General features: G+C 74.6%; 21 protein-coding genes. 10 read left to right on the forward strand and 11 right to left on the reverse strand.

What is annotated here, in order from left to right; all coding sequences use genetic code 11:
• Window positions 1-18: 18 nt before the first annotated feature.
• The gene (locus ML5_RS18425; protein WP_013475705.1) at window positions 19-585 is read right to left on the reverse strand and encodes a TetR/AcrR family transcriptional regulator; all 567 of its coding nucleotides are present in this window, start codon (window positions 583-585) and stop codon (window positions 19-21) included.
• Between the two features lie 147 nt (window positions 586-732).
• On the opposite strand from ML5_RS18425, the gene ML5_RS18430 reads away from it, so the two are divergent.
• A complete protein-coding gene (locus tag ML5_RS18430; RefSeq protein WP_013475706.1) occupies window positions 733-1,668 on the forward strand; it encodes an SDR family NAD(P)-dependent oxidoreductase in 936 nt (311 codons plus the stop codon).
• 62 nt (window positions 1,669-1,730) lie between these two features.
• Here the strand turns inward: ML5_RS18430 and sucB are convergent, their stop codons facing one another.
• A complete protein-coding gene (gene sucB / locus ML5_RS18435) occupies window positions 1,731-3,572 on the reverse strand; it encodes a 2-oxoglutarate dehydrogenase, E2 component, dihydrolipoamide succinyltransferase (RefSeq protein WP_013475707.1) in 1,842 nt (613 codons plus the stop codon).
• 66 nt (window positions 3,573-3,638) lie between these two features.
• Window positions 3,639-5,030: a dihydrolipoyl dehydrogenase gene (gene lpdA, locus ML5_RS18440; RefSeq protein WP_013475708.1), complete on the reverse strand. Its 1,392-nt coding sequence runs from the start codon at window positions 5,028-5,030 to the stop codon at window positions 3,639-3,641.
• A 179-nt stretch (window positions 5,031-5,209) separates the two neighbouring features.
• Between lpdA and ML5_RS18445 the strand changes: the two genes are divergently transcribed.
• Complete coding sequence (locus ML5_RS18445) at window positions 5,210-5,539, forward strand: hypothetical protein (protein WP_013287729.1); 330 nt, start codon at window positions 5,210-5,212, stop codon at window positions 5,537-5,539.
• A 74-nt stretch (window positions 5,540-5,613) separates the two neighbouring features.
• On the opposite strand, the gene ML5_RS18450 is transcribed toward ML5_RS18445, so the two are convergent.
• Window positions 5,614-7,182, reverse strand: coding sequence for a leucyl aminopeptidase (locus tag ML5_RS18450; RefSeq protein WP_013475709.1), 1,569 nt, complete (start codon window positions 7,180-7,182; stop codon window positions 5,614-5,616).
• 166 nt (window positions 7,183-7,348) lie between these two features.
• On the opposite strand from ML5_RS18450, the gene gcvT reads away from it, so the two are divergent.
• Window positions 7,349-8,473 (forward strand): glycine cleavage system aminomethyltransferase GcvT, encoded by a 1,125-nt coding sequence (gcvT, locus tag ML5_RS18455; RefSeq protein ID WP_041784217.1) that lies wholly within the window; start codon window positions 7,349-7,351, stop codon window positions 8,471-8,473.
• A gap of 10 nt (window positions 8,474-8,483) precedes the next feature.
• On the opposite strand, the gene ML5_RS18460 is transcribed toward gcvT, so the two are convergent.
• From ML5_RS18460 to ML5_RS18470, 3 genes are all read right to left on the reverse strand, one after another.
• Complete coding sequence (locus ML5_RS18460) at window positions 8,484-9,773, reverse strand: DUF2314 domain-containing protein (protein ID WP_013475711.1); 1,290 nt, start codon at window positions 9,771-9,773, stop codon at window positions 8,484-8,486.
• Window positions 9,774-9,836: 63 nt separating this feature from the next.
• Window positions 9,837-10,610, reverse strand: coding sequence for an adenosylcobinamide-GDP ribazoletransferase (gene cobS, locus ML5_RS18465; protein WP_013475712.1), 774 nt, complete (start codon window positions 10,608-10,610; stop codon window positions 9,837-9,839).
• Window positions 10,600-12,582, reverse strand: coding sequence for a bifunctional adenosylcobinamide kinase/adenosylcobinamide-phosphate guanylyltransferase (locus ML5_RS18470; protein WP_013475713.1), 1,983 nt, complete (start codon window positions 12,580-12,582; stop codon window positions 10,600-10,602). Before ML5_RS18470 ends, cobS begins: the two co-directional genes overlap by 11 nt.
• Window positions 12,583-12,851: 269 nt before the next feature.
• Here ML5_RS18470 and ML5_RS18475 point away from each other — a divergent pair, with 269 nt between their 5' ends.
• Window positions 12,852-13,052: a hypothetical protein gene (locus ML5_RS18475; RefSeq protein ID WP_013287723.1), complete on the forward strand. Its 201-nt coding sequence runs from the start codon at window positions 12,852-12,854 to the stop codon at window positions 13,050-13,052.
• Window positions 13,049-13,843 (forward strand): site-2 protease family protein, encoded by a 795-nt coding sequence (locus ML5_RS18480; protein ID WP_013475714.1) that lies wholly within the window; start codon window positions 13,049-13,051, stop codon window positions 13,841-13,843. The genes ML5_RS18475 and ML5_RS18480 overlap by 4 nt, the downstream gene beginning before the upstream one ends.
• A gap of 52 nt (window positions 13,844-13,895) precedes the next feature.
• Here the strand turns inward: ML5_RS18480 and ML5_RS18485 are convergent, their stop codons facing one another.
• Both ML5_RS18485 and ML5_RS18490 read right to left on the reverse strand, forming a co-directional pair.
• The gene (locus ML5_RS18485) at window positions 13,896-14,894 is read right to left on the reverse strand and encodes an aldo/keto reductase family protein (protein WP_013287721.1); all 999 of its coding nucleotides are present in this window, start codon (window positions 14,892-14,894) and stop codon (window positions 13,896-13,898) included.
• Window positions 14,895-14,938: 44 nt separating this feature from the next.
• Window positions 14,939-15,598, reverse strand: coding sequence for a TetR/AcrR family transcriptional regulator (locus ML5_RS18490; protein ID WP_013287720.1), 660 nt, complete (start codon window positions 15,596-15,598; stop codon window positions 14,939-14,941).
• An 80-nt stretch (window positions 15,599-15,678) separates the two neighbouring features.
• Between ML5_RS18490 and ML5_RS18495 the strand changes: the two genes are divergently transcribed.
• Window positions 15,679-16,158 carry a cupin domain-containing protein gene (locus tag ML5_RS18495; protein WP_013287719.1) on the forward strand — a complete coding sequence of 160 codons (480 nt, stop codon included), beginning with the start codon at window positions 15,679-15,681 and terminating at the stop codon, window positions 16,156-16,158.
• Window positions 16,159-16,238: 80 nt separating this feature from the next.
• On the opposite strand, the gene ML5_RS18500 is transcribed toward ML5_RS18495, so the two are convergent.
• Window positions 16,239-18,161: a WG repeat-containing protein gene (locus ML5_RS18500; protein ID WP_236619446.1), complete on the reverse strand. Its 1,923-nt coding sequence runs from the start codon at window positions 18,159-18,161 to the stop codon at window positions 16,239-16,241.
• A 2,451-nt stretch (window positions 18,162-20,612) separates the two neighbouring features.
• Between ML5_RS18500 and ML5_RS32045 the strand changes: the two genes are divergently transcribed.
• The 4 genes from ML5_RS32045 (at window position 20,613) to ML5_RS18520 (ending at window position 24,860) form a co-directional block, all read left to right on the forward strand.
• Window positions 20,613-21,053, forward strand: a complete 441-nt coding sequence (locus ML5_RS32045; protein ID WP_143766943.1) for a hypothetical protein — start codon at window positions 20,613-20,615, stop codon at window positions 21,051-21,053.
• 1,152 nt (window positions 21,054-22,205) lie between these two features.
• Window positions 22,206-23,057: an ABC-2 family transporter protein gene (locus ML5_RS18510; protein WP_013287715.1), complete on the forward strand. Its 852-nt coding sequence runs from the start codon at window positions 22,206-22,208 to the stop codon at window positions 23,055-23,057.
• 28 nt (window positions 23,058-23,085) lie between these two features.
• Window positions 23,086-23,886 (forward strand): ABC transporter permease, encoded by an 801-nt coding sequence (locus ML5_RS18515; RefSeq protein WP_041784219.1) that lies wholly within the window; start codon window positions 23,086-23,088, stop codon window positions 23,884-23,886.
• Entirely contained in the window at window positions 23,883-24,860 is a 978-nt protein-coding gene (locus tag ML5_RS18520; RefSeq protein WP_013475719.1) for an ATP-binding cassette domain-containing protein, read from the forward strand. Before ML5_RS18515 ends, ML5_RS18520 begins: the two co-directional genes overlap by 4 nt.
• Here the strand turns inward: ML5_RS18520 and ML5_RS18525 are convergent.
• Complete coding sequence (locus tag ML5_RS18525) at window positions 24,844-25,404, reverse strand: helix-turn-helix domain-containing protein (protein WP_013287712.1); 561 nt, start codon at window positions 25,402-25,404, stop codon at window positions 24,844-24,846. The two genes, ML5_RS18520 and ML5_RS18525, sit on opposite strands and share 17 nt — an antisense overlap.
• Window positions 25,405-25,416: the final 12 nt, after the last annotated feature.

The raw sequence follows: 25,416 nt of genomic DNA on the forward strand, positions 1-25,416 counted from the left end.
GCCGCGGGCCGATTCCGGTCAGCCCGGCCGGTGGCGCAACCCGTCCATCAGCAGGTCGAGCAGGCGTCCGGCCTGGGCACGCTGGTCCGGCTCGCCCGCCACCAGGGAGACCCCGCTGAGGCTGGCGAGCACGTCGGCGGCGGCCACGTCGGCGCGTACGACGCCCGCTGCGGCGCCCGCCGCGAGCAGCGCCCCGAGCGCGGCGAGCAGCAGGTCGCGGCTCTGCGCGTACGGGTTGGCGCCGGAGGCGATCACCAGCCGCAGCGCGTCGGCCATGCCCCGCTTGGTGGCGAGGTAGTCGACGAACCGGTCCATCCAGGCGCGTAGCGCCGCGTCGGCGGGCTGGGCCGCGAGCAGCGCCGGAGCGGCGTCGCAGAGCTTCTCCAGCTCGTTGCGGTACGCCGCCTCGATCAGTGCCTCCCGGCTCGGGAAGTGGCGGTAGAGCGTGCCGATGCCGACGCCGGCGTCCTTGGCGACCCGGTCCAGCGTTACCTCCGGGCCGTCCTGGGAAAACGCCTGGACCGCGGCGTCCAGCAGCCGCTGCCGGTTGCGCAGCGCGTCCGCGCGCAGCTGTCGGTCGGGCACGGGCACTCCTCCCTCGACCGGGTCGCCGGCCCGGCACGATGGTAACCGGAGCCCCCTCCGATTATGCTGGCGGAGTAACGGAGGATCCTCCGCTTCTCATCGTAGCGGGCGGACATCGGTCCGCGTCGCCGTCGACAAGGATGGACCATGACCAGCTCGACACCAGTCACCACCCCGTTCTCCGCCGAGACAACAGCCCTGGAGGTGGTCCGCGACCTGGACCTGACCGACCGGCGGGCCGTCGTCACCGGCGGCGCCTCCGGGATCGGCGTGGAGACCGCCCGCGCGCTCGCCGCCGCCGGAGCCGACGTCACACTCGCCGTCCGCAACACCGAGGCCGGACAGCGCGCCGCCGACGACATCATCGGCACCACCGGCAACGACCGGATCCTGGTCGCCCCGCTCGACCTCGCCGACCTCGCCTCGGTGGCCTCGTTCGTCCGCACCTGGGACGGGCCGCTGCACATGCTCGTCGACAACGCCGGGATCATGGCCTCGCCCGAGATGCGCACCGAGCAGGGCTGGGAGATGCAGTTCGCGACCAACCACCTCGGGCACTTCGCGCTCGCCACCGGGCTGCGCCCGGCGCTCGCCGCGGCCGACGGCGCGCGGATCGTCTCGGTCAGCTCGGCGGCGCACCTGCGCTCACCGGTGGTGTTCTCCGACATCCACTTCCGGCAGCGGCCGTACGACCCGTGGCTGGCGTACGGGCAGTCCAAGACCGCGAACGTGCTGTTCGCGGTGGAGGCGACCCGCCGCTGGGCCGACGACGGTATCTACACCAACGCGCTGATGCCGGGCGCGATCCGGACCAACCTCCAGCGCTACATCAGCGAGGAGGAGCTGGCGCGGATGCGCAGCGGCAACGCGGCCGCCTTCAAGACCCCGGAGCAGGGCGCGGCGACCTCGGTGCTGGTTGCCACCTCGCCGCTGCTCGACGGCGTCGGCGGCCGGTACTTCGAGGACTGCCAGGAGGCCGGGCCGAACCAGCCGGGCACCCGCACCGGCTGGGCCGAGTACGCCCGGGACCCGGAGGCCGCCGAGCAGCTCTGGACCGTCTCCGAGGCGCACCTGCGCGGCTGACCCGCGGAAACGAGGAAGGGGGCGCGCGGCATGTCGCCGCGCGCCCCCTCGCCGTCTCGGATCTACAGACCCAGCTCGGCCTCGAAGTTGCCGCCCTCCAGCCGCTCCTTCACCGCGGTGAGGAAGCGGGCCGCGTCGGCGCCGTCGATCAGCCGGTGGTCGTACGACAGAGCCAGGTAGACCATCGACCGGATCGCCACGACCTCGCCCAGCTCCGCGTCGTTCACCACGACCGGACGCTTCACCACGGCACCCGTGCCGAGCATCGCCGACTGCGGCGACGGCACGATCGGGGTGTCGAACAGCGCGCCCCGGCTGCCGGTGTTGGTGAGCGTGAACGTCGCCCCGGCCATCTCGTCCGGGGTGATCTTGTTGGCCCGGGTGCGCTCGGCCAGGTCGGCGATCCGCTTGGCCAGGCCACCCATGTTCAGGTCGCCGGCGTTGTGGATGACCGGCGTGAGCAGCCCGCGCTCGGTGTCCACCGCGATGCCCAGGTGCTCGGCGCCCGGGTAGGTGATCGTCCCGCCGTCCAGGTCCATGCTGGCCTGGATGATCGGGTACGTCTGGAGCGCCTCGATCGCGGCCACCGCGAAGAACGGCAGGAAGGACAGCTTCACGCCGTGCTTGGCCTGGAACGAGTCCTTGGCCCGCGCCCGCAGCTTGGCGACCTTGGTGACGTCGACCTCGACGACGGTGGTCAGCTGCGCCGTCTCGTGCAGCGACTGCTGGAGACGCTTGGCGATGATCGAACGGATCCGCGGCAGCTTCTCCGTGGTGCCCCGCTTGGCGCTCGGCTCCGGCTTGGCGGCCGGCTTGGCCGGGGCGGGTGCGGACGGGGCAGCGGCGGCGGCCGGTGCGGGCTTGGCGGCCTTCGCCTTCTCGGCCGCCTCCAGCACGTCCTGCTTGCGGATGCGGCCACCCACGCCGGTGCCCTTGATCGAGCCCAGGTCCACGCCGTGCTCGGCGGCGAGCTTGCGCACCAGCGGCGTCACGTACCCGGCGGCGTCCTCGCCGTACTCGGACGGAACGCTCGGGCGCTGCGCGGCGGCCGGCGCGGCCGGCTGGGCCGCCTGCTCGGCCTTGGCCGGCTGCGCGGCCTGCTCCGCCTCGGCGGCCGGCTCGTTGTAGGACGCGCCCGGCGTGGGCTCCTCGACCTTCGGCTCCGGCTTCGGCTCGGGCTTCGCCTCGGCCTTGGGCTCCGGCTTGGGCTCGGGCTTCGGCTCCGCCTTCGCGGGCGCGGCGCCGGCCACCCCGACGATCGCCAGCACGGCGCCGACGTCGGCGGTCTCGTCCTCGGCGACCTTGATCTCCTGCAGCGTGCCGGCGACCGGCGACGGGATCTCGGTGTCGACCTTGTCGGTGGAGACCTCCAGCAGCGGCTCGTCCACCTCGACGGTCTCGCCGACCTGCTTGAGCCAGCGGGTGACAGTACCCTCGGTGACGCTCTCGCCCAGGGCCGGCATGGTCACCGGCGTGCCCTCGCCCGACGGCGCGGCGGGCTCGGCCGGCTCCTCGACGGCCGGCTGCTCGGCCTCGGCGCCCGGCTCGGCGGCGGCCTCCTCGGCCTCCTGGGCCTGCTCCGGCTCGGGGCCGGTGCCCTCGGCGGCGGCCGTCGGCTCGGTGGCCGGCTCGGCCTTCTCCGTGGGAGCCGCGCCCGCGTCCTCGCCCTCGCCGGCGATGACCGCCAGCTCGCTGCCGACCTCGGCGGTCTCGTCCTCGCCGACCACGATCCGGCTCAGCACGCCCGCCGCGGGGGACGGGATCTCGGTGTCGACCTTGTCGGTCGACACCTCGAGCAGGGGCTCGTCGACCTCGACGGTGTCACCCTCCTGCTTGAGCCAGCGCGTGACGGTGCCCTCGGTGACGCTCTCGCCGAGCCGGGGCATGGTGACCGATACCGGCATGTTCTCCAGACTCCTTCATTCCCCTGGTGGGATCATCGCCCGTCGCCGGACGCCGCGGTTGTCGTGTCAGGCGTGCGCGTGCAGCGGCTTGCCGGCCAGGGCCAGGTGCGCCTCGCCCAGAGCCTCGTTCTGCGTCGGGTGGGCGTGCACGAGCTGCGCCACCTCGGCCGGGTACGCCTCCCAGTTGTAGATGAGCTGCGCCTCGCCGATCAGCTCACCGACCCGGGCGCCGACCATGTGCACGCCGACCACCGGGCCGTCGTCCACCCGGACCAGCTTCACGTGGCCGGCGGTCTTGAGGATCTGGCTCTTGCCGTTGCCGCCCAGGTTGTAGTTGTAGGTCTTGATCTTGTCGGCGCCGTACTGCTCCTTGGCCTTCGCCTCGGTCAGGCCGACCGACGCCAGCTCCGGGTCGCAGTAGGTGACGCGCGGGATGCCGGCCTCGTCGATCACGGCCGGGTTCTTCCCGGCGATCTCCTCGGCGACGAAGATGCCCTGCTGGAAGCCGCGGTGCGCGAGCTGCAGGCCGGGCACGATGTCGCCGACCGCGTAGACGTTCGGCACGCTGGTGCGCAGCCGCTCGTCGGTCAGCACGTAGCCGCGGTCCATCTTGACGCCCTGCTCCTCGTAGCCGAGGCCGGCGGTGTTCGGGCCGCGGCCCACGGCGACCAGCAGCAGCTCGGCCTCGACCGTGTCGCCGCCCTGAATGGTCAGCTTCACGCCCTTGTCGGTCTTCTCGACCTTCTCGAACGGCTTGCCGACCTTGAAGTTGATCTTCCGCTTGCGGAACGCCCGCTCCAGCGCCTTCGACGACTCCTCGTCCTCGGCGGCGACCAGGCGGGGCAGCGCCTCGACGATGGTCACGTCCACGCCGAAGGACTTCCAGACGCTGGCGAACTCGACGCCGATCACGCCGCCACCGAGCACGATCGCCGACGACGGGATCCGGTCCAGCGTCAGCGCGTGGTCGCTGGTGATGATCCGCTCGCCGTCGACGTCCAGGCCGGGCAGGCTCTTGGCGTACGAGCCGGAGGCCAGCACGACGTTGCGGCCGGTGTAGCGCTTGCCGTCGACCTCGACGACGTTCTTGCCGACCAGCTTGCCGGCGCCCGCCACGAAGGTGATCTTCTTGTTGCCGCCCACCAGGCCCTGGAGGCCCTTGTACAGGCGGGAGATCACGCCGTCCTTGTACGAGTTGACCGCCTTCATGTCGATGCCGACCAGCTCGGCCTTCACGCCGAACTGCTCGGACTCGCGGGTCTGGTCGGCGATCTCGGCGGCGTGCAGCAGCGCCTTGGTCGGGATGCACCCGTTGTGCAGGCAGGTCCCGCCCAGCTTGCTCTTCTCGATGAGGGCGACGGAGAGGTCCAGCTGGGCGGCACGCAGCGCCGCCGCGTAGCCGCCGCTACCACCTCCGAGGATGACGATGTCGAAGGTCGTGTCGTTCGGCTCGCTCACATCCAACTCCCAGGTCGCGTCACTGCATCGGGGGTTACGGCGGAGTAACAGGCACACCCCACCTCGGTCATCTTGTCACCACCACGGACCGAGCGCGTACCGAGGTGCCCAACGACACGTCGGTGACACGTACCCTTGGCACCGTCTTCGATGACGGCGCTGGGGGAGGAGTGGATTCGGTGGGGCTGTTCCGACGACGTAAGCGGGCGGCCCCGGCGAGCCGCGACCGCGCCGCCGACCGCGCCGATCTGGACCATCTGGAGAACTTCGTCCGGACCCGCAAGGGCGTCGAGGCGTACATCGAGCCCCGTACGACGGTCACCGAGACCACGATCATGCTGATCGCCGACGACGGCGAGTGGACCCGGCGGCGTGTCGGCGGGCCGGACGAAGCACGCCGCTGGGCGCACCGGATCGCCATCCCGATCTACGACGTGCGGCTGATGGGCTATCCCCAGCGCATGCGCGACTACAACGAGCGCCGCAAGCGCCGCCCCGAGCTGTTCTGAGCCGGCTGCGCGCGGGTGTTAAAAAGGGCCCCTTCTACAACGCGAGGCGTTAAGAAGGGGCCCTTCCTTACCCGTCAGCCGTTGGTGGCGACGTCCTCGACCAGGTGCACGAGCGTGCGCACCGGCACGCCGGTGCCGCCCTTGGTCCAGTAACCGGTCGCCTCGCCCGAGTGGTAGCCCGGACCGGCGATGTCGATGTGCGCCCACGCCACGTCGTCGGTCACGAACTCGCGCAGGAACACGCCGCCCTGGAGCATGTGCCCGGCCCGGTCCATCCCGGCGTTGACCTGCGAGATGTCCGCGACGTCCGACTCCATGCCCTTGCGCACGTCGTCGGGCAGCGGCATCGGCCAGGCCGGCTCGCCGGTCGCGTCACCGGCCACCCGCACCCGCTCGCACAGCTCCGGGGTGCCCATCACACCGGCGATCCGCTTGCCCAGCGCGATCACCTGGCCGCCGGTCAGCGTGGAGGTCTCGAACAGGTAGTCCGCGCCGTCCGCGCAGGCCCGCGCCATCGCGTCGGCCAGCACCATCCGGCCCTCGGCGTCGGTGTTGAGCACCTCCACGTTCTTGCCGTTGAACATGCTGATCACGTCACCCGGCCGGTAGCTGGTGCCCGACGGCATGTTCTCCGCCATCGGCAGGTAGCCGGTGACGGTGACCGACGGCTTGAGCGCCGCGACCGCCAGCATGGCCGCGCCGACCGCCGCCGCGCCGGCCATGTCCGACTTCATCTCCCACATGCCCTGCGCCGGCTTGATCGAGATGCCGCCGGTGTCGAACGTGATGCCCTTGCCGACCAGCGCGACCCGCTTGCCGTTGCCGCCACCGGCGGGCGTGTAGGTGAGCTTCACCAGCCGCGGCGGGGCCTCGGAGCCCTGACCGACGGCGAGGATGCCGCCGTAGCCGCCGGCCTTCAGCGCCGCCTCGTCCAGCACCTCGACCTCCAGCCCCGCCTCGCGGGCGGCGGCGGAGACGACGTCGGCGAACGCCGGGGGACGCAGCTCGTTCGGGGCGGTGTTGATCCAGTCCCGGCTGGTCCGCACCGCACCGGCCACCGCCTGTGCCCGCGCGATCTCGGCCTGGGCGGTCGCGTCGGCCGCGTCCGGCACCGCCACCAGCACCTCGGCCACCGGCTCGCGCCGGGCCGGCTGCGGCTTGGTCTTGTAGCCGGCGAACCGGTAGCCGCCCAGCAGCGCGCCCTCGGCGACCGCGCGCAGCGCGGCCGGGGCGTCGGCGTCGTCGGGCAGAGGAAGGGCCAGGGCGACGCGCGGGGCACCGGCCAGCGCCCGCACCGCGGCACCGGCGGCCCGGCGCAGCGACTCCGGGGCCGGAGCGGCGCCCGAGGGCTCCGGGCCGAGGCCGACCGCCACGACCAGCGGCGCGGTCACGGTACCCAGCGTGGCCAGCTTGATCACCTCGCCCGGGCCACCGGTCGCGCCGAGCAGGGCCAGCGTCTCGGTCAGCTTTCCGTCGAACGCGGCGGCGATGCTCTCCCCGCCGGTGGCCAGCAGCAGGGCGTGGGCGGGTGCGCCGTTGCCCGGCTCGGTGGTCTGGCTGTGCACGCCGATCACGATCGCGTCGACGGCGAGTTCGGCGGGGTCGGTGTCGACCAGGCTGAGGGTGGTGCGGGGCGATGTCACGAAAGCTACTCCGGGCGGGCCGGGCCGGCCGCGTCGTCGCGTACCGGCGATGAAGGTCTCTCCGGCGGCAACCTACCCGCCGGGAGGCGTGGCTGTCCCGCCGATGCGTGCCGACGGGATCCCGCCGATGCTAACCACAGCGGTCCGGGCCGGTAAGTTGCCACCCATGACCGAGGTGACCTCCGACGCCGCCGAGACCCGGCTGCGCCGATCCCCGCTGCACGAGCGGCACACCGCGCTCGGCGCGAAGTTCGCCCCCTTCGGGGGCTGGCAGATGCCCCTGGAGTACGCCGGTGGCGGCGTGCTCAAGGAGCACGCGGCAGTCCGCGAGGGCGTCGGCGTGTTCGACGTCTCGCACCTGGGCAAGATCCGGGTCACCGGGCCGGGCGCGGCGGACTTCGTCAACGCCTGCCTCACCAACGACCTCGGCCGGATCACCCCCGGCCAGGCGCAGTACACGCTCTGCTGCGACGACGCCACCGGCGGCGTGGTGGACGACATCATCGCCTACCTGCACGCCGACGACCACGTCTTCCTGGTGCCCAACGCGGCCAACACCGCCGAGGTGGCCCGCCGCCTGCGCGCCGCCGCGCCCGCCGGCGTCGCAGTCACCGACGAACACGAGGCGTACGCGGTGCTCGCCGTGCAGGGACCGCGCTCGGCTGAGCTGCTGGGCGCGCTCGGCCTGCCCACCGGGCACGACTACATGAGCTTCTCCACCGCCACGCTCGACGGGGTGGAGCTGACCGTGTGCCGCACCGGCTACACCGGCGAGCTGGGCTACGAGCTGGTCGTGGCGTCCGAGCACGCGGTCGCCGTCTGGGACGCGCTTTTCGCCGCCGCAGACGACGTACGCGCCTGCGGCCTGGCCGCCCGGGACACGCTGCGCACCGAGATGGGCTACCCGCTGCACGGGCAGGACCTGTCCCCGGAGATCACCCCGGTGCAGGGCCGCTCCGGCTGGGCGGTCGGCTGGGACAAGCCGGCGTTCTGGGGCCGCGACGCGCTGCGCGCCGAGAAGGCCGCCGGCCCGGCCCGTACGCTGCGCGGCCTCACCGCCGTCGACCGGGCCATCCCGCGCCCCGGCATGGCCGTGTACGCGGGCGACCGGCAGGTCGGCACCGTCACCAGCGGCACGTTCAGCCCGACGCTCAAGCACGGCGTCGCGCTGGCGCTGGTCGACACCGACCCGAAGCTGGCCGACGGCGACGAGCTGGAGGTGGACATCCGGGGCCGCCGTGCCCGGATGCGCCTGACCAGGCCGCCGTTCGTCAAGCCCTCGGTGCGCTGAGCCGCGCGGGTCAGTCCTCGCCGCGCTCCCCGGCGTCGAGGACTGCCTGCGTCCAGCCGCCCTCCAGCACGCCGGTGCCGTCCAGCACGGCCCAGTCGACCACGTCCGACGCCTCCACCACCACCGGCGAGCCGATCCGCACGCCCGGGTCGGTGTTGGCGTCGCTGGCGCTGGCGCCGACGATCCGTTCCGGGGTGTCCCACGAGGTCACCCCGGCCCAGACGTACTCGGGGCCGTCGTCGCCGGGCAGGCCGTACTTGACCACGAGCTGGCTCTCCTCGGGCAGCCGCCCGGCCAGGAACCGGGCCCGGATGTCGCCGAGCGCCTCTCGGGCGGTCTCCACCGCGCGGCTCATCGCGTCCCCGGTGCGGGTGTAGCGCACGTCCGGCTGAATGCCGTTGAACAGCGTCGCGCAGGCGGCGGCGAAGTAGCGGCCGGGCGGACCCGGATGCCCGGGCGGCGGGTTGAGGCTCAGGAACGAGTCGGCGTCCGGGTCGGTGGCCGGGTCCAGCTCCAGCCGCAGCAGCACCGGCGCGGTCGCGCCGTGCTGCTCCGGATTGCCGTACGCCACGGCGATGTCGTGCCCGGTCACCGTGGCCAGCACCGGAAGCTGCACGAACGCCGGCACCTCCTCGCCTGCCAGCCCGTCGGTCCAGTCCCGCAGCAGCCGCCGGGCCGCGCCGGTCATCACCGCGCCCCACGCCCGGGTCAGGTGGTCCGGTACGCCCTGCGCCTGCAACTCCAGCAGCCCGAACCGGCGCAGTCCCTTGGTGGTGAACCACAGCCCGTCGGAGTCCGAGGAGTAGGGCACCAGCACCCAGTCGACGAGCCGGATCCGGCCCTGCTCGTCGGGCAGCGAGCGCAGCGCCGCCGCCGGGTCGAGGAACTGGAGCCCGAAGACGTCCACCACGTCCCCGCCGACCGTCTCGGCCACCGCCGCGGCCACGGCGCGGGCGGCCCACTCGTGCGCGGGCGGCCAGCCCGGCCGGTACTCGGCCTGCACCACCACGAGGTGGGTGGCGGCGGCCAGCCGGGCCAGCTGCTCCTCGGTGGCGCCGAACGCGGTGAGCAGGTCCGGCGGCAGTTCGGGGAACTCGTCGACGGTGCGGGTGTCCACGGTCATCAGCGGGCTGTCGAGCATCTGCTTGGCCAGCCCGTGGACCGGTTCGGCGAGCCGGCCGGCCAGCCCTTCCACGGCTGTCTTCGGGCTCACCTTGGGCAGCCCGGTGATCGGTACCAGGTACGTCGCGTCGAGCGACTCGGGCACCGGTACCGGCAGGAAGTCGTCCGTGATGAGCATGCCGTCCCCCTCGACCGCGCCGGTGCACTCGCCCCGAACGCTACCCGCCCGGACCGGTGACGCTCAGCCGGTCAGCACCAGTCCCAGGTAGGACAGCGTGGTGACGATCTCCACGAGCGCTCCGAGCACGTCGCCGGTGATGCCGCCGAAGCGGCGTACCAGGTGCCGCAGCAGCCCGGCCGCGACGGCGAGCGCGGCGAGGACGGCGAGCGGCCCCTGCCACGGACGGTCCGCGACGGCGGGCACCGCCGCCAGCGCGACGGCGACCGCGCCGAGCGTCAGCGCGGTCCACCCGACAGTGCCGGCGACGAGCGCGCCCAGGCCCTCGGGCCGGGCCGCCGGCACGCCGCGCCGGCAGGCCAGGCCGACGGCCAGCCGCCCGGCCGCGGTGGCCGCGACCACGGCGGCGAACGCGGCGAGCGCGCCCCGGCCGGCCAGCTCCGCGAGCACCGCGCTCTGGAGCAGGAGTACGACCACCAGCGCGACCACCCCGAACGGGCCGACGTCCGGCTGCTTCATGATCTCCAGCGCGGCCGGACCACGCCGGTACGAGCCGAGCGCGTCGACGGTGTCGGCCAGCCCGTCCAGGTGCAGGCCCCGGGTGAGCAGCGCGCCCAGCCCCACTGTGACCACCGCGGCGACGAGCGGTGGCGCGAGCGCGCCGGTGAGCAGCAGCACCCCACCGAGTACGGCGCCGAGCAGCGCCCCGACCAGCGGCGCGAGCGCCATCGCGATGCCCGCGGCGGCCCGGTCGACCCGTCCGGCGCGTACCGGGAGGGTGGTGAACGTGGTGAGCGCCAGCCGGATGCCGTCGGCGAGCCGCGCCTCAGTCGGCACGTCGGCCGGGGGAGACCGGCTCGTCCGACCCGATCGTGGTCGGTCCCGGCCCGGCCGGCTCCGGCTCGGCGAAGTCCGGTTCGTCGTCGCCGGTGGGCTCGCCGGTGCCGGTGCCGGTGCGGTCGCCGGCGGTGTCGTCGGTGCCGCTGTCGTCGTCGGTGCTGCTGTGGTCGGGGCCGCCCAGCGATGGGTGCACCGGCAGCGTGGCGGCGAGCGTCAACGCGGAGCGCAGCAGCGGCAGCGCGGCCAGCGCGGTCGCCCCCTCGCCCAGGTCGAGCCGCAGGTCCACCAGCGGGGTCAGACCGAGCACGTCGGCGGCGAGCCGTACACCCGGACGGCCGCCGTGGTCGGGCAGCAGGCACCAGTGCCGGGCCTGCCCGGCCAGGTCGCGGCTGACCATGGCGGCGGCGGTGCCGACCGGCCCGTCCAGCAGCACCGGCACCTTGCGGGCGGTGGCGCCCAGCAGTACGCCGGTGGCCAGCGCGATGTCGCCACCGCCCAGCTCGGCCAGGACGTCCTTGGCCTCCCGGGCGGAGCGCCGGGTGCGGTGCAGCGCGTCCCGCACCGCCGCGCAGCGGACCATCCAGGCGGTGTCGTCGATCTCGCCCTGCTCGGTGACCACCCGGCCGAGCACCATCGGCGGCTCCGCGCCAGCGGTGGCCGCGAGCACCGCTGCGGCGGCGGCCTCGGCCCCCGCACCGCACGCGGCGAGCACCAGCAGCTGCACCCCCGCATCGGCGGCCTGCTCGGCGAGCCGCCAGCCGTAGCGCAGCGCCGCCTCGACCTCGTCGGCGGACAGGGCCGGGCCGTCCTCCATCGGCGCCGCGACGGGCGCCTCGACGATCTGCAGGCCGGCCCGGTTCTCGGCGGCGAGCCGGGCCAGCGCGCCCCGGCCGGCCCGCGCCTGCCGGGCGCGACGACCCGACTCACCGGGCGTCGCGCCGGCCGACGCGCCGCCCTCGTGGTCGCCCTGGATCAGCAGGACGCGCACCGAGTCCCACGGACGCGGCGTCGAGGTGCCCTGGGTGGCGGCCGCGAAGCCGACCACCTGTTCCAGCACGCCGAGACCGGCACCGGGGATGTCGAGGGTGGCGAGCCGGTCGACCGCCTGCGGTCCGGTGTAGTCGTCGGGCATCGGCAGTTCCATGCCCGGCTGGATGACCAGGCCGGTGGCGATCATCGGCAGAGCCATGGTGGGGGCGGCCCAGTCGCCCGTACCGGGCTCGTCGGATGTGGCCGGGGCGGGCACCGGGGCGGCGGCCGGGGTGAGCACCTCGGGCAGCGTCACGTCCCCGGCGCCGAGGTCGGCCGGTACGGCCTGGGTCGGCGCGGTCTGGGGTGCCGCGTGATAGGGCGCGGCGGCGCGGCCGGGCTCGGTCTCGGGCGACGTGGTCGCGGGCGGCACGGCGTGCGCGGGGGCCGAAGTGGCCGGCTTCAGCCACGCCGTCTGACCGGCCACCACGAGCGCGACCGCGTCGCAGGCGTCGGCGACCGCGCGGTTGGTCGCGCCGAGCGCGTCGGTGAACGCCCGGCCCAGGGGCGTGGTGGGCACCAGGGACAGGCCCACCTCGGGGCTCACCAGCACCAGCCGGGCCGTGCTGGAGCGCACCGCCGCTGCCAGCTCGGCGATCGTCGCGGTGTCGTCGGCCGGCTGGTGGGCCGGGTCGAGCAGCACCGTCACCCAGCCGCCCAGGTCGTCCACGAGAAGCGTCTCGTTCGGCCCGGCGGCGGCGATCACCTCGACCAGCCGGCCCGGATCCGCCGCGGTCTCCTCGGTGCTCCAGCTCCCCGGGCGGCGGGCGCGGTGCGCCGCGAGGCGGGTCGCCCACTCGGTGTCCTCCGGATCCCCGGCCGGGGCGGTGGCCACGTACCGGACCGTGGGCGCGTCGGCGACCAGAGACTCGGCGAACTCGGACTTGCCGGAGCGGATACCGCCGAGCACCAGGAGGGTGTGCCACCCGTCAACGGACATGCCCGTACCTTAGTTCGCCCGCCCGCGTTCCGGGCAGCTCGCCCCTCCCCGCCCTCGCCCCGCCCTCTCGCGGCGCTGATCTTGCACTTGTGGCCCCCGGGATGCCGGGAAGGACCGCTCTGTCGGGGCACTAACCGCAAGATCGCGGGTGCGGCCCGGCGGTGGGGGTGGGCATGATCCATGTGGTGGCGGGCCGTCGTCGGCGGGGCCGACTAGGCTTGCGGAGGTTTGGCGTCCCACGGGACGACGGCGGCGAGGGGAGACGCGGCATGGCGTGGAGCTGGCGGTACGAGGGCACGAACGGCGACGCGGCCGACGGGCCGGCCGAGTCGTTCCCGAGCCAGGCGGACGCCGAGTCGTGGATCGGCCAGGCCTGGCGGGAGCTCGCGGCATCCGGCGTCACCACAGTCGTGCTGGTCGAGGACGACCGGGTGGACTACCGGATGAGCCTGCAACCCCCGGCCGAATGACGGGCTACGACCGCCCGGGCGAGCCGCTGATCCTCGGCGTGCCCCGGGCGGCGTTCCGGCCCAGCCCGATCTTCCTGGCCCTGGTGGCACTCTTCGTCGCCTCCGGGGTGATGACCTGGAACCGGTACGGCAACGTCGGCTTCGACGTGTTCCTCTTCGTCGTCTCGGGCTGGCTGGTCTCGCTGTGCCTGCACGAGTACGCGCACGCCGTGGTCGCGTACCGGTCCGGTGACCGGGACATCGCACATCGGGGTTACCTCACGCTCAACCCGCTGAAGTACACCAGCCCGCTGCTGTCGATCGTGCTGCCGGTGGTCGTGGTGCTGCTCGGCGGCATCGGCCTGCCCGGCGGCGCGGTCTGGGTGGACCGGCACGCGATCCCCGGCCGGCTGCGGCACACGCTGGTCAGCCTGGCCGGTCCGGCCACCAACGTGCTGTTCACGCTGGTGCTGGTCGCGGCGGTGGCATGGGGGCCGGAACTGGGCGGGCCGCTGGAGTTCTGGGCCGGCGTCGGGCTGCTCGCGTTCCTCCAGCTCACCGCCAGCGTGCTCAACCTGCTGCCGGTGCCGGGCCTGGACGGCGGCAACATGCTCCAGCCCTGGCTCAGCCCCGCCTACCGGCGGATGTACGACCTGTTCGCCCCGTACGGCTTCATTCTGCTCTTCGCGCTGCTGTGGAGCCCGCAGATCAACCGGGTGTTCTTCGGCGCGGTCTTCGCCGTCGGCGACGCGCTCGGCCTGCCGCGCGAGCTGTACCAGATCGGCTACGCCCTGATCCGCTTCTGGGAGTAGCCGGCCCGGTCGTTCCCGGGCCGGTCCGAGCCGGCCCGGGAACGACGCGACGTCACGGGCGCTGAGCCGGGCTCTCGGTCTTCGCCGGATCCCGCTCGGTGACCGGCTCGACGATCTCGTCGATCGCCTTGAGCAGGTCGGCGTCGAGCTTCACGCCCGCCGCCTTCACGTTGTCGTGCACCTGCTCCGGCCGGGACGCGCCGACGATCGCCGAGGAGACGTTCGGGTTCTGGAGCACCCAGGCGACGGCGAGCTGCGGCATGGTCAGCCCGGCCTGCTCGGCCAGCGGCTTGAGCCGCTGCACCCGGGTGAGCACGTCGTCGGTCATGAACCGGGCGATGAACCCGGCGCCGGACTTCTCGTCGGTGGCGCGGGAGCCCGCGGGCGGCGGCTGGCCCGGCAGGTACTTGCCGGACAGCACGCCCTGGGCCATCGGCGACCAGACGATCTGGCCGATGCCCAGCTCCTCGCTGGTGGGGATCACCTCGGTCTCGATGACCCGCCACAGCATCGAGTACTGCGGCTGGTTCGAGATCAGCGGGATGCGCAGCTCACGGGCGAGCGCGTGCGCCTCGCGCAGCTGGGACGCCTTCCACTCGGAGACGCCGATGTAGTGCGCCTTGCCGGAGCGTACGACGTCGGCGAAGGCCTCCATCGTCTCCTCCAGCGGAGTGCTGTAGTCGTAGCGGTGGGCCTGGTACAGGTCCACGTGGTCGGTCTGGAGGCGGCGCAGCGAGCCGTCGATCGACTCCATGATGTGCTTGCGGGACAGACCCCTGTCGTTGCGACCGGGGCCGGTCGGCCAGTAGACCTTGGTGAAGATCTCCAGCCCTTCGCGACGCTCGCCCTTGAGCGCGCGGCCGAGCACCGACTCGGCGCGGGTGCCCGCGTACACGTCGGCGGTGTCGAAGGTGGTGATGCCGCTGTCGATCGCGGCCCGGACGCACGCGACCGCCGCGTCCTCCTCGACCTGCGAGCCGTGGGTGATCCAGTTGCCGTACGAGATCTCGCTGACCATCAGGCCGGAGCGGCCCAGGTGACGGAATTCCATGCTCCCGACCCTAGACCCGCCCGGTCGCGGACGCCGTCCGGCGTTCACGCCCCCAGCAGCGCGTCGCGCATCCGGACGGCGAGCCACTGCCGGAAACTCTCCTCCGTCCACCCGCACCGCTGCACCAGCGCCGCGTAGTGCGCCGGGTCGTTGTAGAACCACAGCGCGTCGACCGCGCGGTCGGTGCCCGCGTCCGGCCGGAGCGGGCCGTCCAGGGTGAGCAGCCGGTCGACCACCATGGCGGCGCCCGCGCGGCGGTTGCGCAGCAGCGTCTCCCACAGTTCGGCCACCTCGGGCGCCTCGTCCGCCGCGCGGCGGACCGTCTCGAAGGCGCCGGCCGCGCGGTGGCCGATCAGCGTGCAGACCCCGGCGTACGCGTCGAGCACCGCGCCCTGGTCGGACGCCTCCCAGACCGGCTGGAACCAGGGGCGGCGCGCCACCGGCACCGGCTCGTCGTCGCCGGCGAGCGCCTCGTCGAGCACCTGGCGCAGCAGGGCGGCCTTGGAGCCGAATGCGGCGAACACGGTGGGCCGGGCGACGCCCGCCTCGGCGGCCACGTCGGCCAGTGACGTCGCCGCGTAGCCGCGCGTCACGAACAGGTCGGTCGCCGCCCGCACGACCGCCTGACGGGTACGCCGGGCGCTCTCCTCGCGCACCGCCGAGCGGTAGGGGCGCGTCGACTTGCCGTCCTTGACTCCAGCCATGACCTCGCGATACTAACAATCTATTCACTAGACTCCCGGCTATCGAATGTTCCCGCGTTCACTGAAATCGGAGGCCACCCATGTCCGTCCGCCCCTACCTGCTCGGCCCCGACGACGGCGAGGCGTACTGGTTCCTCGGCAACCTGTGCACGTTGAAGGCCGGTGGCCGGCACACCCGGGACCGCCTCACCGTCGCCGAGTTCGTGAACCCGCCGGGCTTCGCCCCGCCCCTGCACCGCCATCAGGTCGAGGACGAGATGTTCTACCTGCTCTCCGGCACCGCCCGGTTCCACTGCGACGGCGAGACGCTCACCGCCGGTCCCGGTGACTTCGTCCTGCTGCCGGTGGGCCTGGCGCACACGTTCGTGGTCGGCCCGGACGAGCCGTTGCGCGCGCTCCAGATCACCACCCCGGCCGGGTTCGAGCGGTTCGCCGCGGAAGCAGGCGTACCGGCTCCGCACCGCCGGCTGCCCGACCCGGCGCCGATCGACCCGGCAGCGCTCGGGCACGCCGCAGCCCGCAACGGCATCGAACTGCTGGGCCCTCCGCCGACGGCGTGAGCGGCCGAGCCGGGTCGCCGGGGCGGCCAGACGCTGACGGGCCGGGTCGCCGCCGCGCAAGGTGGCGTGCCGGGCGCGGGTCAGAGCACCGGGCTGGCGTCGGCGAGCAGCCGGTCGATCTCCGCGACCACCGCCGCGCGCCCCGGATGCACCGGGTCGATGAGCGGCTCGCCGCGCCGGTCCAGCGCGCCCCACCGGCCCGACTCGGTGGCGACCAGGAACGCCACCGGATGCACCACCACCGTCGGGTACGCCGGTGGCACCACCACCCGGCCGGCCCGGTCCACCACGCCCCGGCGGCCGGCCAGCTCGACCACCGCCAGTCCGTCGGCGGTGAACCCGTCGACCTCGCGACCGTCCGCGAGCGGCGTGCCGAGACGGTGGTAGCGGGTCGGCACCACCACCTCGCCGGTCAGGTCCACCGCACCCCAGCCGCCGTTCTGCCGTACCGCCGCCAGGCCGCTGCGGAACGGCCTGGCCTCCTCGTACCCGGGCGGGATCTTCACGATGTTCATCCGGTCGACGGCCATCCACCGGCCCTTGCCGTCCATCGACACCCAGGACAGCCCTTCCGAGAAGGGCACCACCGCCCGGTAGCCGTTGTTCGCCTCGATCAGCGCCGCGCCGGACGTGTCGATGAGCGCCCACCGGGACGCCTCCGGCCGGCGTACCCAGGCCATTCCCTCGTGGAACGGCTGCGCCTCGGCGTACCGGTGCGCGATGACCATCTCGCCGTCGGCGTCCGCGTACCCCCAGAGCTCTTGCTCCTCGTCGAACGTCGCCACCGGCGGACGCGGCGTGCCGAGCACCTCCTCGGACCGGCGCGGCGCGGGCCCGAAGCCGTCGGCGGCGGCCCGCTCCGCGACCGCGTCCAGCGCGACCTCGACCCGGGCGTTGAGCTGCGCGTCCTCGCCGTGACGCAGGTCCAGCGCCCGCTCGAAGTGCAGGCACGCCTCGGTCAGCCGGCCCTGGTCGTAGCAGCACCGCCCGGCGTGCTCGTGCAGCAGCGCACGCAGCCGGTCCGGCAGCTCCGGCGAGTTCGCCTCCGCGAAGAGCCGGTCCGCCTCCGCGTGTTCACCCCGCCACCGCAGCGCCTCGGCGAGACGCGCGCGGGCCAGCGCGGTCCGCCGGAACTCGCCGGTGGCCTCCGCGTACGTGACGGCCAGCCGCGCGTCCCCGAGCGCGTCGTCCAGGTCACCGAGGACCCGGGACGCCACCGCGCGCAGGCTGAGCAGCCGGGCCCGGCTGCGGTTGTCGAGCGTGGTGTCGAGCTTGCCGGTGAGCCCGTCCCGGATGACCCGCAACTGGGCCGGGTCGGGGGCCTGCTCGCGCAGCGTCAGCGGATCCAGCTCCCAGCCGACCGCGGCGAGGGCCTGCTCCGGGTCGACAGGAGGCGGCGGCTCGGCGTCAGCCGCAGGTCCGGCGCCGTCGTCGGTTCCGGCTTCTTCGGGGGTACGCCGATCCTGCGCGTCGTCGGCGTCGGCGTGCTCGGTGTGCTCGGCACCGCCGGCGTGGTCGGCGTCGTGCTCGGTGCTTGTCGGGGTCGGTTCGGCGTCGTCGGCCTGCGCCTGTTGCGCGGGTGCGGCAACGGTGGCGTCCGTATCAGCGGCCGTGTCGACCGGCTCCGAGGTGGACGGTGTGGGCGCGGAGTGGCCGGTGCCGTCGGCCGCCGCTGGTCCCTGGGCTGAGCCGTCGGCGATGGTCTCGCGCGTCGTCTCGTCGGCAGTGCTCTCCGGTGCCGCGTCGTCCTGCCGGGTCTCGGTGGTGCCGGAGGCGGCGACATCGTTCGGAGTGCGCTCCGGCGCAGGGCTGAGCCGCTCGGGTGCGGCAGCCATCGCGCCGTGCGGCTCGGGCTCGGCGCGCGGACCGTCGGGTACGGGAACGCTGGTGTCCGCCGTCGTCGGCTCGGCCGGCGGCGGGGTGATCGGCGCGTGCACGGGTACGGCCGGTGCGCCGGTGGTCGTTGCGGCATCGACCGATGCGCCGACGGTCGACGCGTCCACGGCGGAGGCGGTGACGATAGGTGCCGGTGCCGGTGCCGGTGCCGGTGCCGGTGCGGGTGCAGGTGCCGGCGCCGGTTCAGGTGCGGGTGCCTGCGTCAGTTCGGGTGCCGGCGGTGCGTCGAGGGTGCCCGCGGGTTCGCTGGTGCTGGTGGATGCGGGTGCGTTCGCATCGGCAGTGGACGCCGGTGCTGGACCGCCGCTCGCACCGGGCACGGCGAGCACGGCAGCGCCTGGCGGCACCGCGGCATCGAGTTCCGGCGCCTTCCTCGCGTCCGCTGCGTTCGTCTCCACTGCGGTCGTTGCGGCTTCCGGCCCCTTCGCCGCCGCTTCCGGAGCCTCCGCCGCCGCTGGAGACCCGTCGTCAACGGTCGGGTGCGTGCCCAGCGTTGGCGCGCCGAGGGATGCCGTCGACGTCTCGACGGACGGCACCCCACTGCGCTCGCCACCCGACGGTGCGATCGAGTCCTGGCCGAGTAGAGATCTTGGTACGAAAGGGCCCCCAGAGGGGCCGAAATCGTCCAAGATCTCCGGCGGTTTCGGGGCTTCCGCGGGCTGGTTCGGGCGGAACCACGCCTCGGCGCCGGGGGACGGTGGAGGCGTCGTCTCCGCCGGTCGGCCGTTCTCCGACGGCTTGTCGCTCCGGTCAGAGGGAGTGCCGGCTCCGAGGCGTTCCGTGCCCTGTGTGGGCCGGGTGTCCGTGTCGGCTTCCGGACGGACGATGTTCGCCCCGGACACAGCTTGGACGTCCACTCCGGCATCGGGCCGGCTTCCGTCCGAGCGGGACTCGGGCCGTATGCCTGCGTCGGCTCCCCGGCCGCCCTCCTCTGCTGGGACGTCCGCATCGGCCTGCCGGCCGGTGGTCGGCGTGGCGTGGGCGGCGGTCCGGGACGTCGTCCCGGCGTGCGCGTCGACCACCGGACGGTCGGCGTCCGTGCTCGGCGTGATCGGGGTGCCGGGCGTGGTCCGGGGACGCGGGTCGGCTACGGGGCGATCGGCGTCCGCGCCCGAGACCGCACGGGTGCTCGTGCCGGGCGTCGCTCCGGAGTACGCGCCGGATCCGGGACCGTTGGTGCCCGTGCCCGTGCCCGTGCCCGTGCCCGTGCCCGTGCCCGTGCTCGTGCCCGTATCCGTGCCCGGCGCGGGTCGGATGCCTACTCCGGAGGTCGCTCCGGCGTCGGCTTCGAGACGGTTGGCGTCCGTGTGCGGAGCGGGTCGGCTGCCCGTGCCTGTCGTGGGCCGAGCCGCCTGTGCTTCCGGGGCGGCAGGGCCCATCGCCGGGACGACCGGTGGTGGCGTGGTCGGCCGGGCCGGGGCAGGGCCCGGATAGGTGGGCGGTGCGGGACGAGCCGGCGCGGCCTCGGTCGGCTGGACGGGACCGGCCGAAGGAGGCTCTTGACGTTCCTCGGTCCGCCCATGCGGCGGCGTGGGGTGGACGGGCTCCGCTCGTCCCGTGCCGGTCGGAGCCTGCGCATCGCCTCTGGGCGTGCCGACAGCCGGCGCAGGGGGAGTGACCCCGCCGGAGACCGGTGCGCCGGAAACGGGCGCACCCGAGGCGGGCGCACCCGAGGCGGGCGCACCGGGCTCGTCTCGGACGGGAACGGCCGGTGCGGAACCGCCGTCGGCGACGCGTCGGCCGGGCTCGGTCACCGGCGGACGGGTCGCCTCGTACCGACCCGGCGCCGGCATCCGGTGCTGCTCGTCCGTACCAGCTGGTGGCACGGGCCGCAGCGGGGCCTGGCCGGTCGACGGCGAGCCGTCACCGGAGTGCGCGGGCGTGCGCGGTGTCGACAGCGGATCCGGCACCGCCGGGGCAGGGCGGGGACGGTCGTCGGGGCGCGGGTGCCCGGCCGACCCGGCCGTGCTCCTGCCCTCGGCGCCTCGGACCGGATGAGCATCGGGCCATCGCCCAGGCCGCGTCGTCCCCGGTGCGTCCGGCGGCGTCCGGCGCTCGTCCGGCCGCGCCGTCCGGGAATCGTCGGAACGCGCGGCGACCTCGTCCGGCCGGCGACGGTCCTGCTCCGGCTGCGCTCGACCGGCTTCCGGGCGCGACAGGGCGGCGTCGGGGCGCGTCGGGGCGGCTTCCGGGCGCGACGGGGCGGCGTCGGGGCGCGTCGGGGCGATGGGCGGCCGGGTGGCGTGGGGACGCGGACCGGTGCCGTCGGGCTGCGCGCCCGGACCGGCGGGCCGAGCGTCGCGTGGGTCCGGACGGACGGGACCGTCCTGCTCGGGACGGCGCGCGTCGGGGCGTGGACCGTCGGGGGGCGGCATCGGGTGCCGGGGCGGCATCGGCCGGTCCACGGGTGGGCGGTGCCGGTCGTCCGGCCGGTACGCGTCGGGTTCCGGCCGGGGGCGGGGCTCGATGACGGGCCACTCGCCCTGGTGCGGGCGGGGACGATCGGCCGGCGGGCGCTGCCAACGCTGGTCGGCGCCCGGCCGCACGGGGGCGGAGGCTTGCGGGTCAGCCGGACGGTGCCCCTGCGCGCCGTACCGGCCGGGTTCGCCCTGCTGCGCGGGCCGCCCGTTCTCGGGTGCCCGGCGCTGGGTCTCGGGGTACGCGGCGGCCTCGCGGCCCGGCGCACGATCGTCCCACCGGCCACCGGCCGGGTCGCGCCGGTCCGCCGGGGGACGTGGGCCGGGCTCGCGCCAGCTGTCACGCCCGGGCTCACGCCGGCCGTCGTGGCCCGAACCGGCCCGACCGGGTTCACGCCGGCCGTCGTGGCCCGGCTCGCTCCAGCCTGGTTCGCGCCGACCGTCGCGGCCGGGCTCGGCCCGGCCTGGCTCACGTCGGCCCGGCTCGCCCCGGCCGGCAGTGCTCCGCTCCGACGGCGGCACGGCCTGGTCACGCCCGTCGACGCCGGGACCGCGCCGACCACGGGCCGGATCGTCCGGTGACGGCTCCACGAAGGGGCCGCGACGACCATCGGGCAGGGGTTCGCGGCGTCCGCCGGGGGAGTGGTCCTGGCGAGCGTCGGGTGGCGTGCCCCATCGTTCACCGGAAGCCGCCGGACGACCGTCGGCCGGGGCGTGCCTGCGCGGAGCGGGGTGCGGGGTCTCGTTCGGCTCCGGCATCCAGCCCGGTTGGACGGCCTGGCGCGGTGGGCCGTCGGGGCGTACCCAGCGTTGGTCGAGCCGCTCCGGAGGCGGACCGGGGCGGTGGGGCCGACGGCCGTCCGCGCCGGGGCCGTCGGGATGCCCGCGCCGCTCGTCCGGCCCCGCGGGGCGCTGTCCGCCGGAACTGGCGGAACCGATCGGGTACGCCCCGCGCGAGGCGGCCGGCCCGTCCAGGTACGTGCCGCGTGGTCCTGCCGGCCCGTCGGAGTGCCCGCCGCGCGGCCCTGCCGGTCCGCCCGGATGCACGCCGCGTGGCGCTGGCGTGTTCGAGTGCCCGCCGCGTGGCCCGGCGGGGCTGGTCGGGTGCACCCCGGGCGGGGCCGCGGGACTGATCGGGTACCCAACGCGCGGGACCGCCGGGCTGACCGGGTATGCGCCGTGCGGACCGGCCGGGCTGACCGGGTATGTGCCGTGCGGGCCGGCCGGACTGACGGTCTCACCGCCGCGCGGGCCGGCCGGGCTGACCGGATGACCGCCGGCCGGGCTGACCGGGTAGGCGTCGCGTGGGCCGGCCGGACCCGCCGGGCATCCGCCCTCGTGCCCGGGGGGCCGGAAACCGGCGGGGCTCACCGGGTACGTGTCCTCGTCCGGCGCGGGGCTGACCGGCCGTACCTCGGCGCGGCCGACAACGGGGCGCGGACGCGGCGTCAGGTTCTCGATGCCGATGTCACCCGGGTAGCGCTGCCCGGGGAACTGCGGCTGCCACTCGTGGGTTGGCTCGGCGGCCCAGGCCGGTTCGGCCGGCTCGCGCCAGCTGCCCCAGCCACTCATCGGCAACCCCTCCGGCCGCTCGCGCGGGACGGCCCCGGGGCCGGCTCGCGTCGCTCGCTCACGGCGGTGTCACCTCATTGGAAATTCTCGCGCTGGGGCGCCGGACGTGCCGGTACAGTCGCCCGGTCCAGCACGTCGTGGCTGCGGAAGGAGGGTAACGGCGTGGGCTCGGTCACCGCCACTGTGGCACCACCCACCGGCGCACACGTTACCCCATGGTTTCGGACATTCGGCGCGATCGCGGCGGCCGGGTTCCGGCGGCACGCGACCTACCGGCAGGCCGCCGTGGCGGGGTTGTGCACCAACACCGTGTTCGGCTTCCTGCGCTGCTACATCTTCCTCGCGGCGACGGGTGCGGCGGGCACCGTGGCCGGCTACGACAGGGCGCAGCTCGCCACGTTCGTCTGGGCCGGCCAGGGGCTGCTGGCGGTCATCGCCATCTGGGGCTGGACCGATCTGGCCGACCGGATCCGTACCGGCGAGGTGGCCGCCGACCTGCTGCGGCCGGTGCATCCGGTGACCAGCTACCTCGCCACCGACCTGGGCCGGGCCGGGTTCGCGTCGCTGGCCCGGCTGGTGCCGCCGCTGGTGGTCGGGCCGTTCTTCTTCGCGGTGTACGTGCCCCGGCACTGGGCCACGGTGCCGCTGTTCCTGCTCTCCGCGCTGCTCGCGGTGGTGGTCTGCTTCGGCTGCCGCTACCTGGTCAACGCCACCGCGTACTGGTTGCAGGACGTGCGGGGCCCGATGATCCTGTGGACGCTCGGCTCCGGCGTGCTGGCCGGGCTCTACTTCCCGCTCGGTTTCCTGCCCGGCCCGCTGGAGACCGTCCTGCGGTACGCCACCCCGTTCCCCAGCATCCTCCAGGTGCCGCTGGACGTGCTCGTCGAGCGGGAGCCGATGGCCACCGGTCTCACCCTGGTCGCGGTGCAGGCCGGCTGGGCGGTGCTGCTGCTGGCGCTGTGCCGGCTGGTGCAGCGTCGCGCCGAGCGCCGCCTGGTGGTCCAGGGTGGCTGAGCGCGCGAGCGCCCCCAGGGTGGCTGAGGTGGGTGAACTACGCGCGTACCGGGCGCTGCTCGGTGCGCAGGCGCGCTCGCAGGCGGCGTACCGCACGTCGTTCGTGGTGGACCTGGTCGGCAACGTGGGCGCCACCGTGTTCGACGTGGTCACCGTCCTGGTGATCTTCGGCGTGACGCGGGAGCTGGGCGGCTTCACGCTGCGCGAGACGCTCGTCGTGGTCGGCCTGTCGTCGTGCGGCTTCGCCACCGCCGACCTGCTGGTCGGCAACATCGAACGGCTTCCCCGGTACGTGCGCACCGGCCTCTTCGACGCGGTGCTGGTACGCCCGCTCGGTGCGCTGCCGCAGCTGCTGCTGATGGACCTGCCGCTGCGCAAGCTGTCCCGGGCCGTGTTCGGGCTCGCCGTGCTGCTGTTCGCGCTCGTCTCGGCCGGCATCGACTGGACGCCGGGGCGGGTCGCGCTGGCGGTGGTCGCCCCGCTGGCCGCCGTGGTCTTCTTCGGCTCGGTCTTCGTGCTGACCGCGACCGTGTCGTTCTACTGGGTCGACTCGGGCGAGCTGGCGAACGCGGTCACCTACGGCGGGCGCGACTTCACCTCGTACCCGATCACGGTGTACGGCGGCTGGTTCCGCGCGCTGTTCGCGTACGGGATGGGGTTCGCCTTCGTCAGTTACCACCCGGCGCTGGCGCTGCTGGGCCGCGCCGACCCGCTCGGCCTGCCGCCCTGGACGGGGTGGGCCGCGCCGGGCGTCGCGGTGGTCGCCGCGGCGCTGGCTGCCCTGGCCTGGCGCGTCGGGGTCCGTCACTACCGGAGTACGGGGTCATGAGCGTCATCGAGATGGACGGGCTGCGCAAGGAGTTCACGGTACGGGTGAAGGCCGGGCCGCTGCGGCGCGAGAAGCGGACGGTGACCGCCGTCGACGGGGTCGACCTGCGGGTGGAGCGCGGCGAGATGCTCGGCTACATCGGCCCGAACGGCGCCGGGAAGTCGACCACGCTGAAGATGCTCACCGGCGTGCTGACGCCGTCGGCGGGGCGGGCCCGGGTGTGCGGGCTGCGTCCGGTGGTCGACCGGACCCGGCTGGCGCTGCGCATCGGGGTGGTGTTCGGGCAGCGCTCGCAGCTCTGGTGGGACCTGCCGTTGCGGGACTCGTTCGACCTGTTGCGGCACGTCTACCGGGTGCCGGCCGGCGAGCACGCGTCCCGGCTGGCCCGCTGCCGGGAGCTGCTCGACCTGGACGGGTTCCTGGACACGCCGGTCCGGCAGCTCTCGCTGGGTCAGCGGATGCGCGGCGAGCTGACCGCGGCGCTGCTGCACGGCCCGGAGGTGCTGTTCCTGGACGAGCCGACGATCGGCCTGGACGTGGTGAGCAAGCAGGCGGTGCGCGGCTTCCTGGCCGAGCTGGGCCGGGCCGGGGACACCACGCTCGTGCTGACCACGCACGACCTGGCCGACATCGAGCGGCTGTGCCGGCGGCTCGTGGTGATCGACCACGGGCGGGTGGTGCACGACGGGTCGATCGCGGAGCTGCACCGCCGGTACGGCTCGCGCCGCATGGTGGTCGCCGAGCTGGACGCGGCGCTGCCCGAGCCGCCGGTGCTGCCCGGCGCGCCGGTGCAGCGGGTGGAGGCGGACGGGCGGCGGCTGGTCTTCGCGCTGGAACGGGCGAGCGTCGCCGAGGTGGTGGCCGGGCTGGCCGGCCTGACCACGCTGCGGGACATCTCGATCGTGGAGCCGGACATCGAGGAGGTGGTGACCCGGCTCTACCGCGCGCCGTCCGCGGTCACGGGTGCTCCATGACGAGTACGGCGAAGGTGCCGGGGGCCAGCGCCTCGTACCGGTGCGGGGTGTCACCGGGGAAGGTGGCGTAGTCGCCCGGCTCCAGCTCGACCAGGTCGGTCTCGGGGCCGACCCGCATCCGCCCGGCGGCTACCACGACGTGCTCGACGCTGCGCGGGGTGTGCGCCTCGGCGAGCCGTACCGCGCCGGGTTCCAGCTCCATCACGTAGACGTCGCGCCGGGCGTGCGGCGCCCCGGCCGCGAGCAGGGTGGCCGAGAAGTCGGCGTGCTCGGACCGGATCCGGGGCCCCTGCCCGGCCCGGACCACGCGGACGGCGGCGGTGGGTGGTTCGACCAGGCGGCTGAACGGTACGTCCAGCGCCACGCCGAGCGCCCAGAGCGTCTCCACGCTGGGGTTGCCGGACCCGGACTCCAGCTGGGACAGGGTGGACTTGGCGATCCCGGCGCGGCGGGCCAGCTCGGTCAGCGACAGGCCCGCGCGTTCGCGCTCGCGGCGCAGCGCGGCGGCGATGGTGGCGAGCGGGGGAGCGGGGTCGATCGCCATATGTTCGCTCCA

This window comes from Micromonospora sp. L5 (assembly GCF_000177655.2).
Classification (GTDB): Bacteria; Actinomycetota; Actinomycetes; order Mycobacteriales; family Micromonosporaceae; genus Micromonospora; species Micromonospora aurantiaca.

What these genes read in the sequence shown, in the direction of transcription:
- gcvT (WP_041784217.1), top strand. Translation starts at nt 7,349, where the DNA reads ATGACCGAGGTGACCTCCGACGCCGCCGAGACCCGGCTGCGCCGATCC.
- ML5_RS18470 (WP_013475713.1), bottom strand. Translation starts at nt 12,582, where the DNA reads ATGTCCGTTGACGGGTGGCACACCCTCCTGGTGCTCGGCGGTATCCGC.
- ML5_RS18480 (WP_013475714.1), top strand. Translation starts at nt 13,049, where the DNA reads ATGACGGGCTACGACCGCCCGGGCGAGCCGCTGATCCTCGGCGTGCCC.
- ML5_RS18520 (WP_013475719.1), top strand. Translation starts at nt 23,883, where the DNA reads ATGAGCGTCATCGAGATGGACGGGCTGCGCAAGGAGTTCACGGTACGG.
- ML5_RS18485 (WP_013287721.1), bottom strand. Translation starts at nt 14,894, where the DNA reads ATGGAATTCCGTCACCTGGGCCGCTCCGGCCTGATGGTCAGCGAGATC.
- ML5_RS18525 (WP_013287712.1), bottom strand. Translation starts at nt 25,404, where the DNA reads ATGGCGATCGACCCCGCTCCCCCGCTCGCCACCATCGCCGCCGCGCTG.
- ML5_RS18460 (WP_013475711.1), bottom strand. Translation starts at nt 9,773, where the DNA reads ATGCTCATCACGGACGACTTCCTGCCGGTACCGGTGCCCGAGTCGCTC.
- ML5_RS18495 (WP_013287719.1), top strand. Translation starts at nt 15,679, where the DNA reads ATGTCCGTCCGCCCCTACCTGCTCGGCCCCGACGACGGCGAGGCGTAC.
- sucB (WP_013475707.1), bottom strand. Translation starts at nt 3,572, where the DNA reads ATGCCGGTATCGGTCACCATGCCCCGGCTCGGCGAGAGCGTCACCGAG.
- ML5_RS18430 (WP_013475706.1), top strand. Translation starts at nt 733, where the DNA reads ATGACCAGCTCGACACCAGTCACCACCCCGTTCTCCGCCGAGACAACA.
- ML5_RS18475 (WP_013287723.1), top strand. Translation starts at nt 12,852, where the DNA reads ATGGCGTGGAGCTGGCGGTACGAGGGCACGAACGGCGACGCGGCCGAC.
- ML5_RS18490 (WP_013287720.1), bottom strand. Translation starts at nt 15,598, where the DNA reads ATGGCTGGAGTCAAGGACGGCAAGTCGACGCGCCCCTACCGCTCGGCG.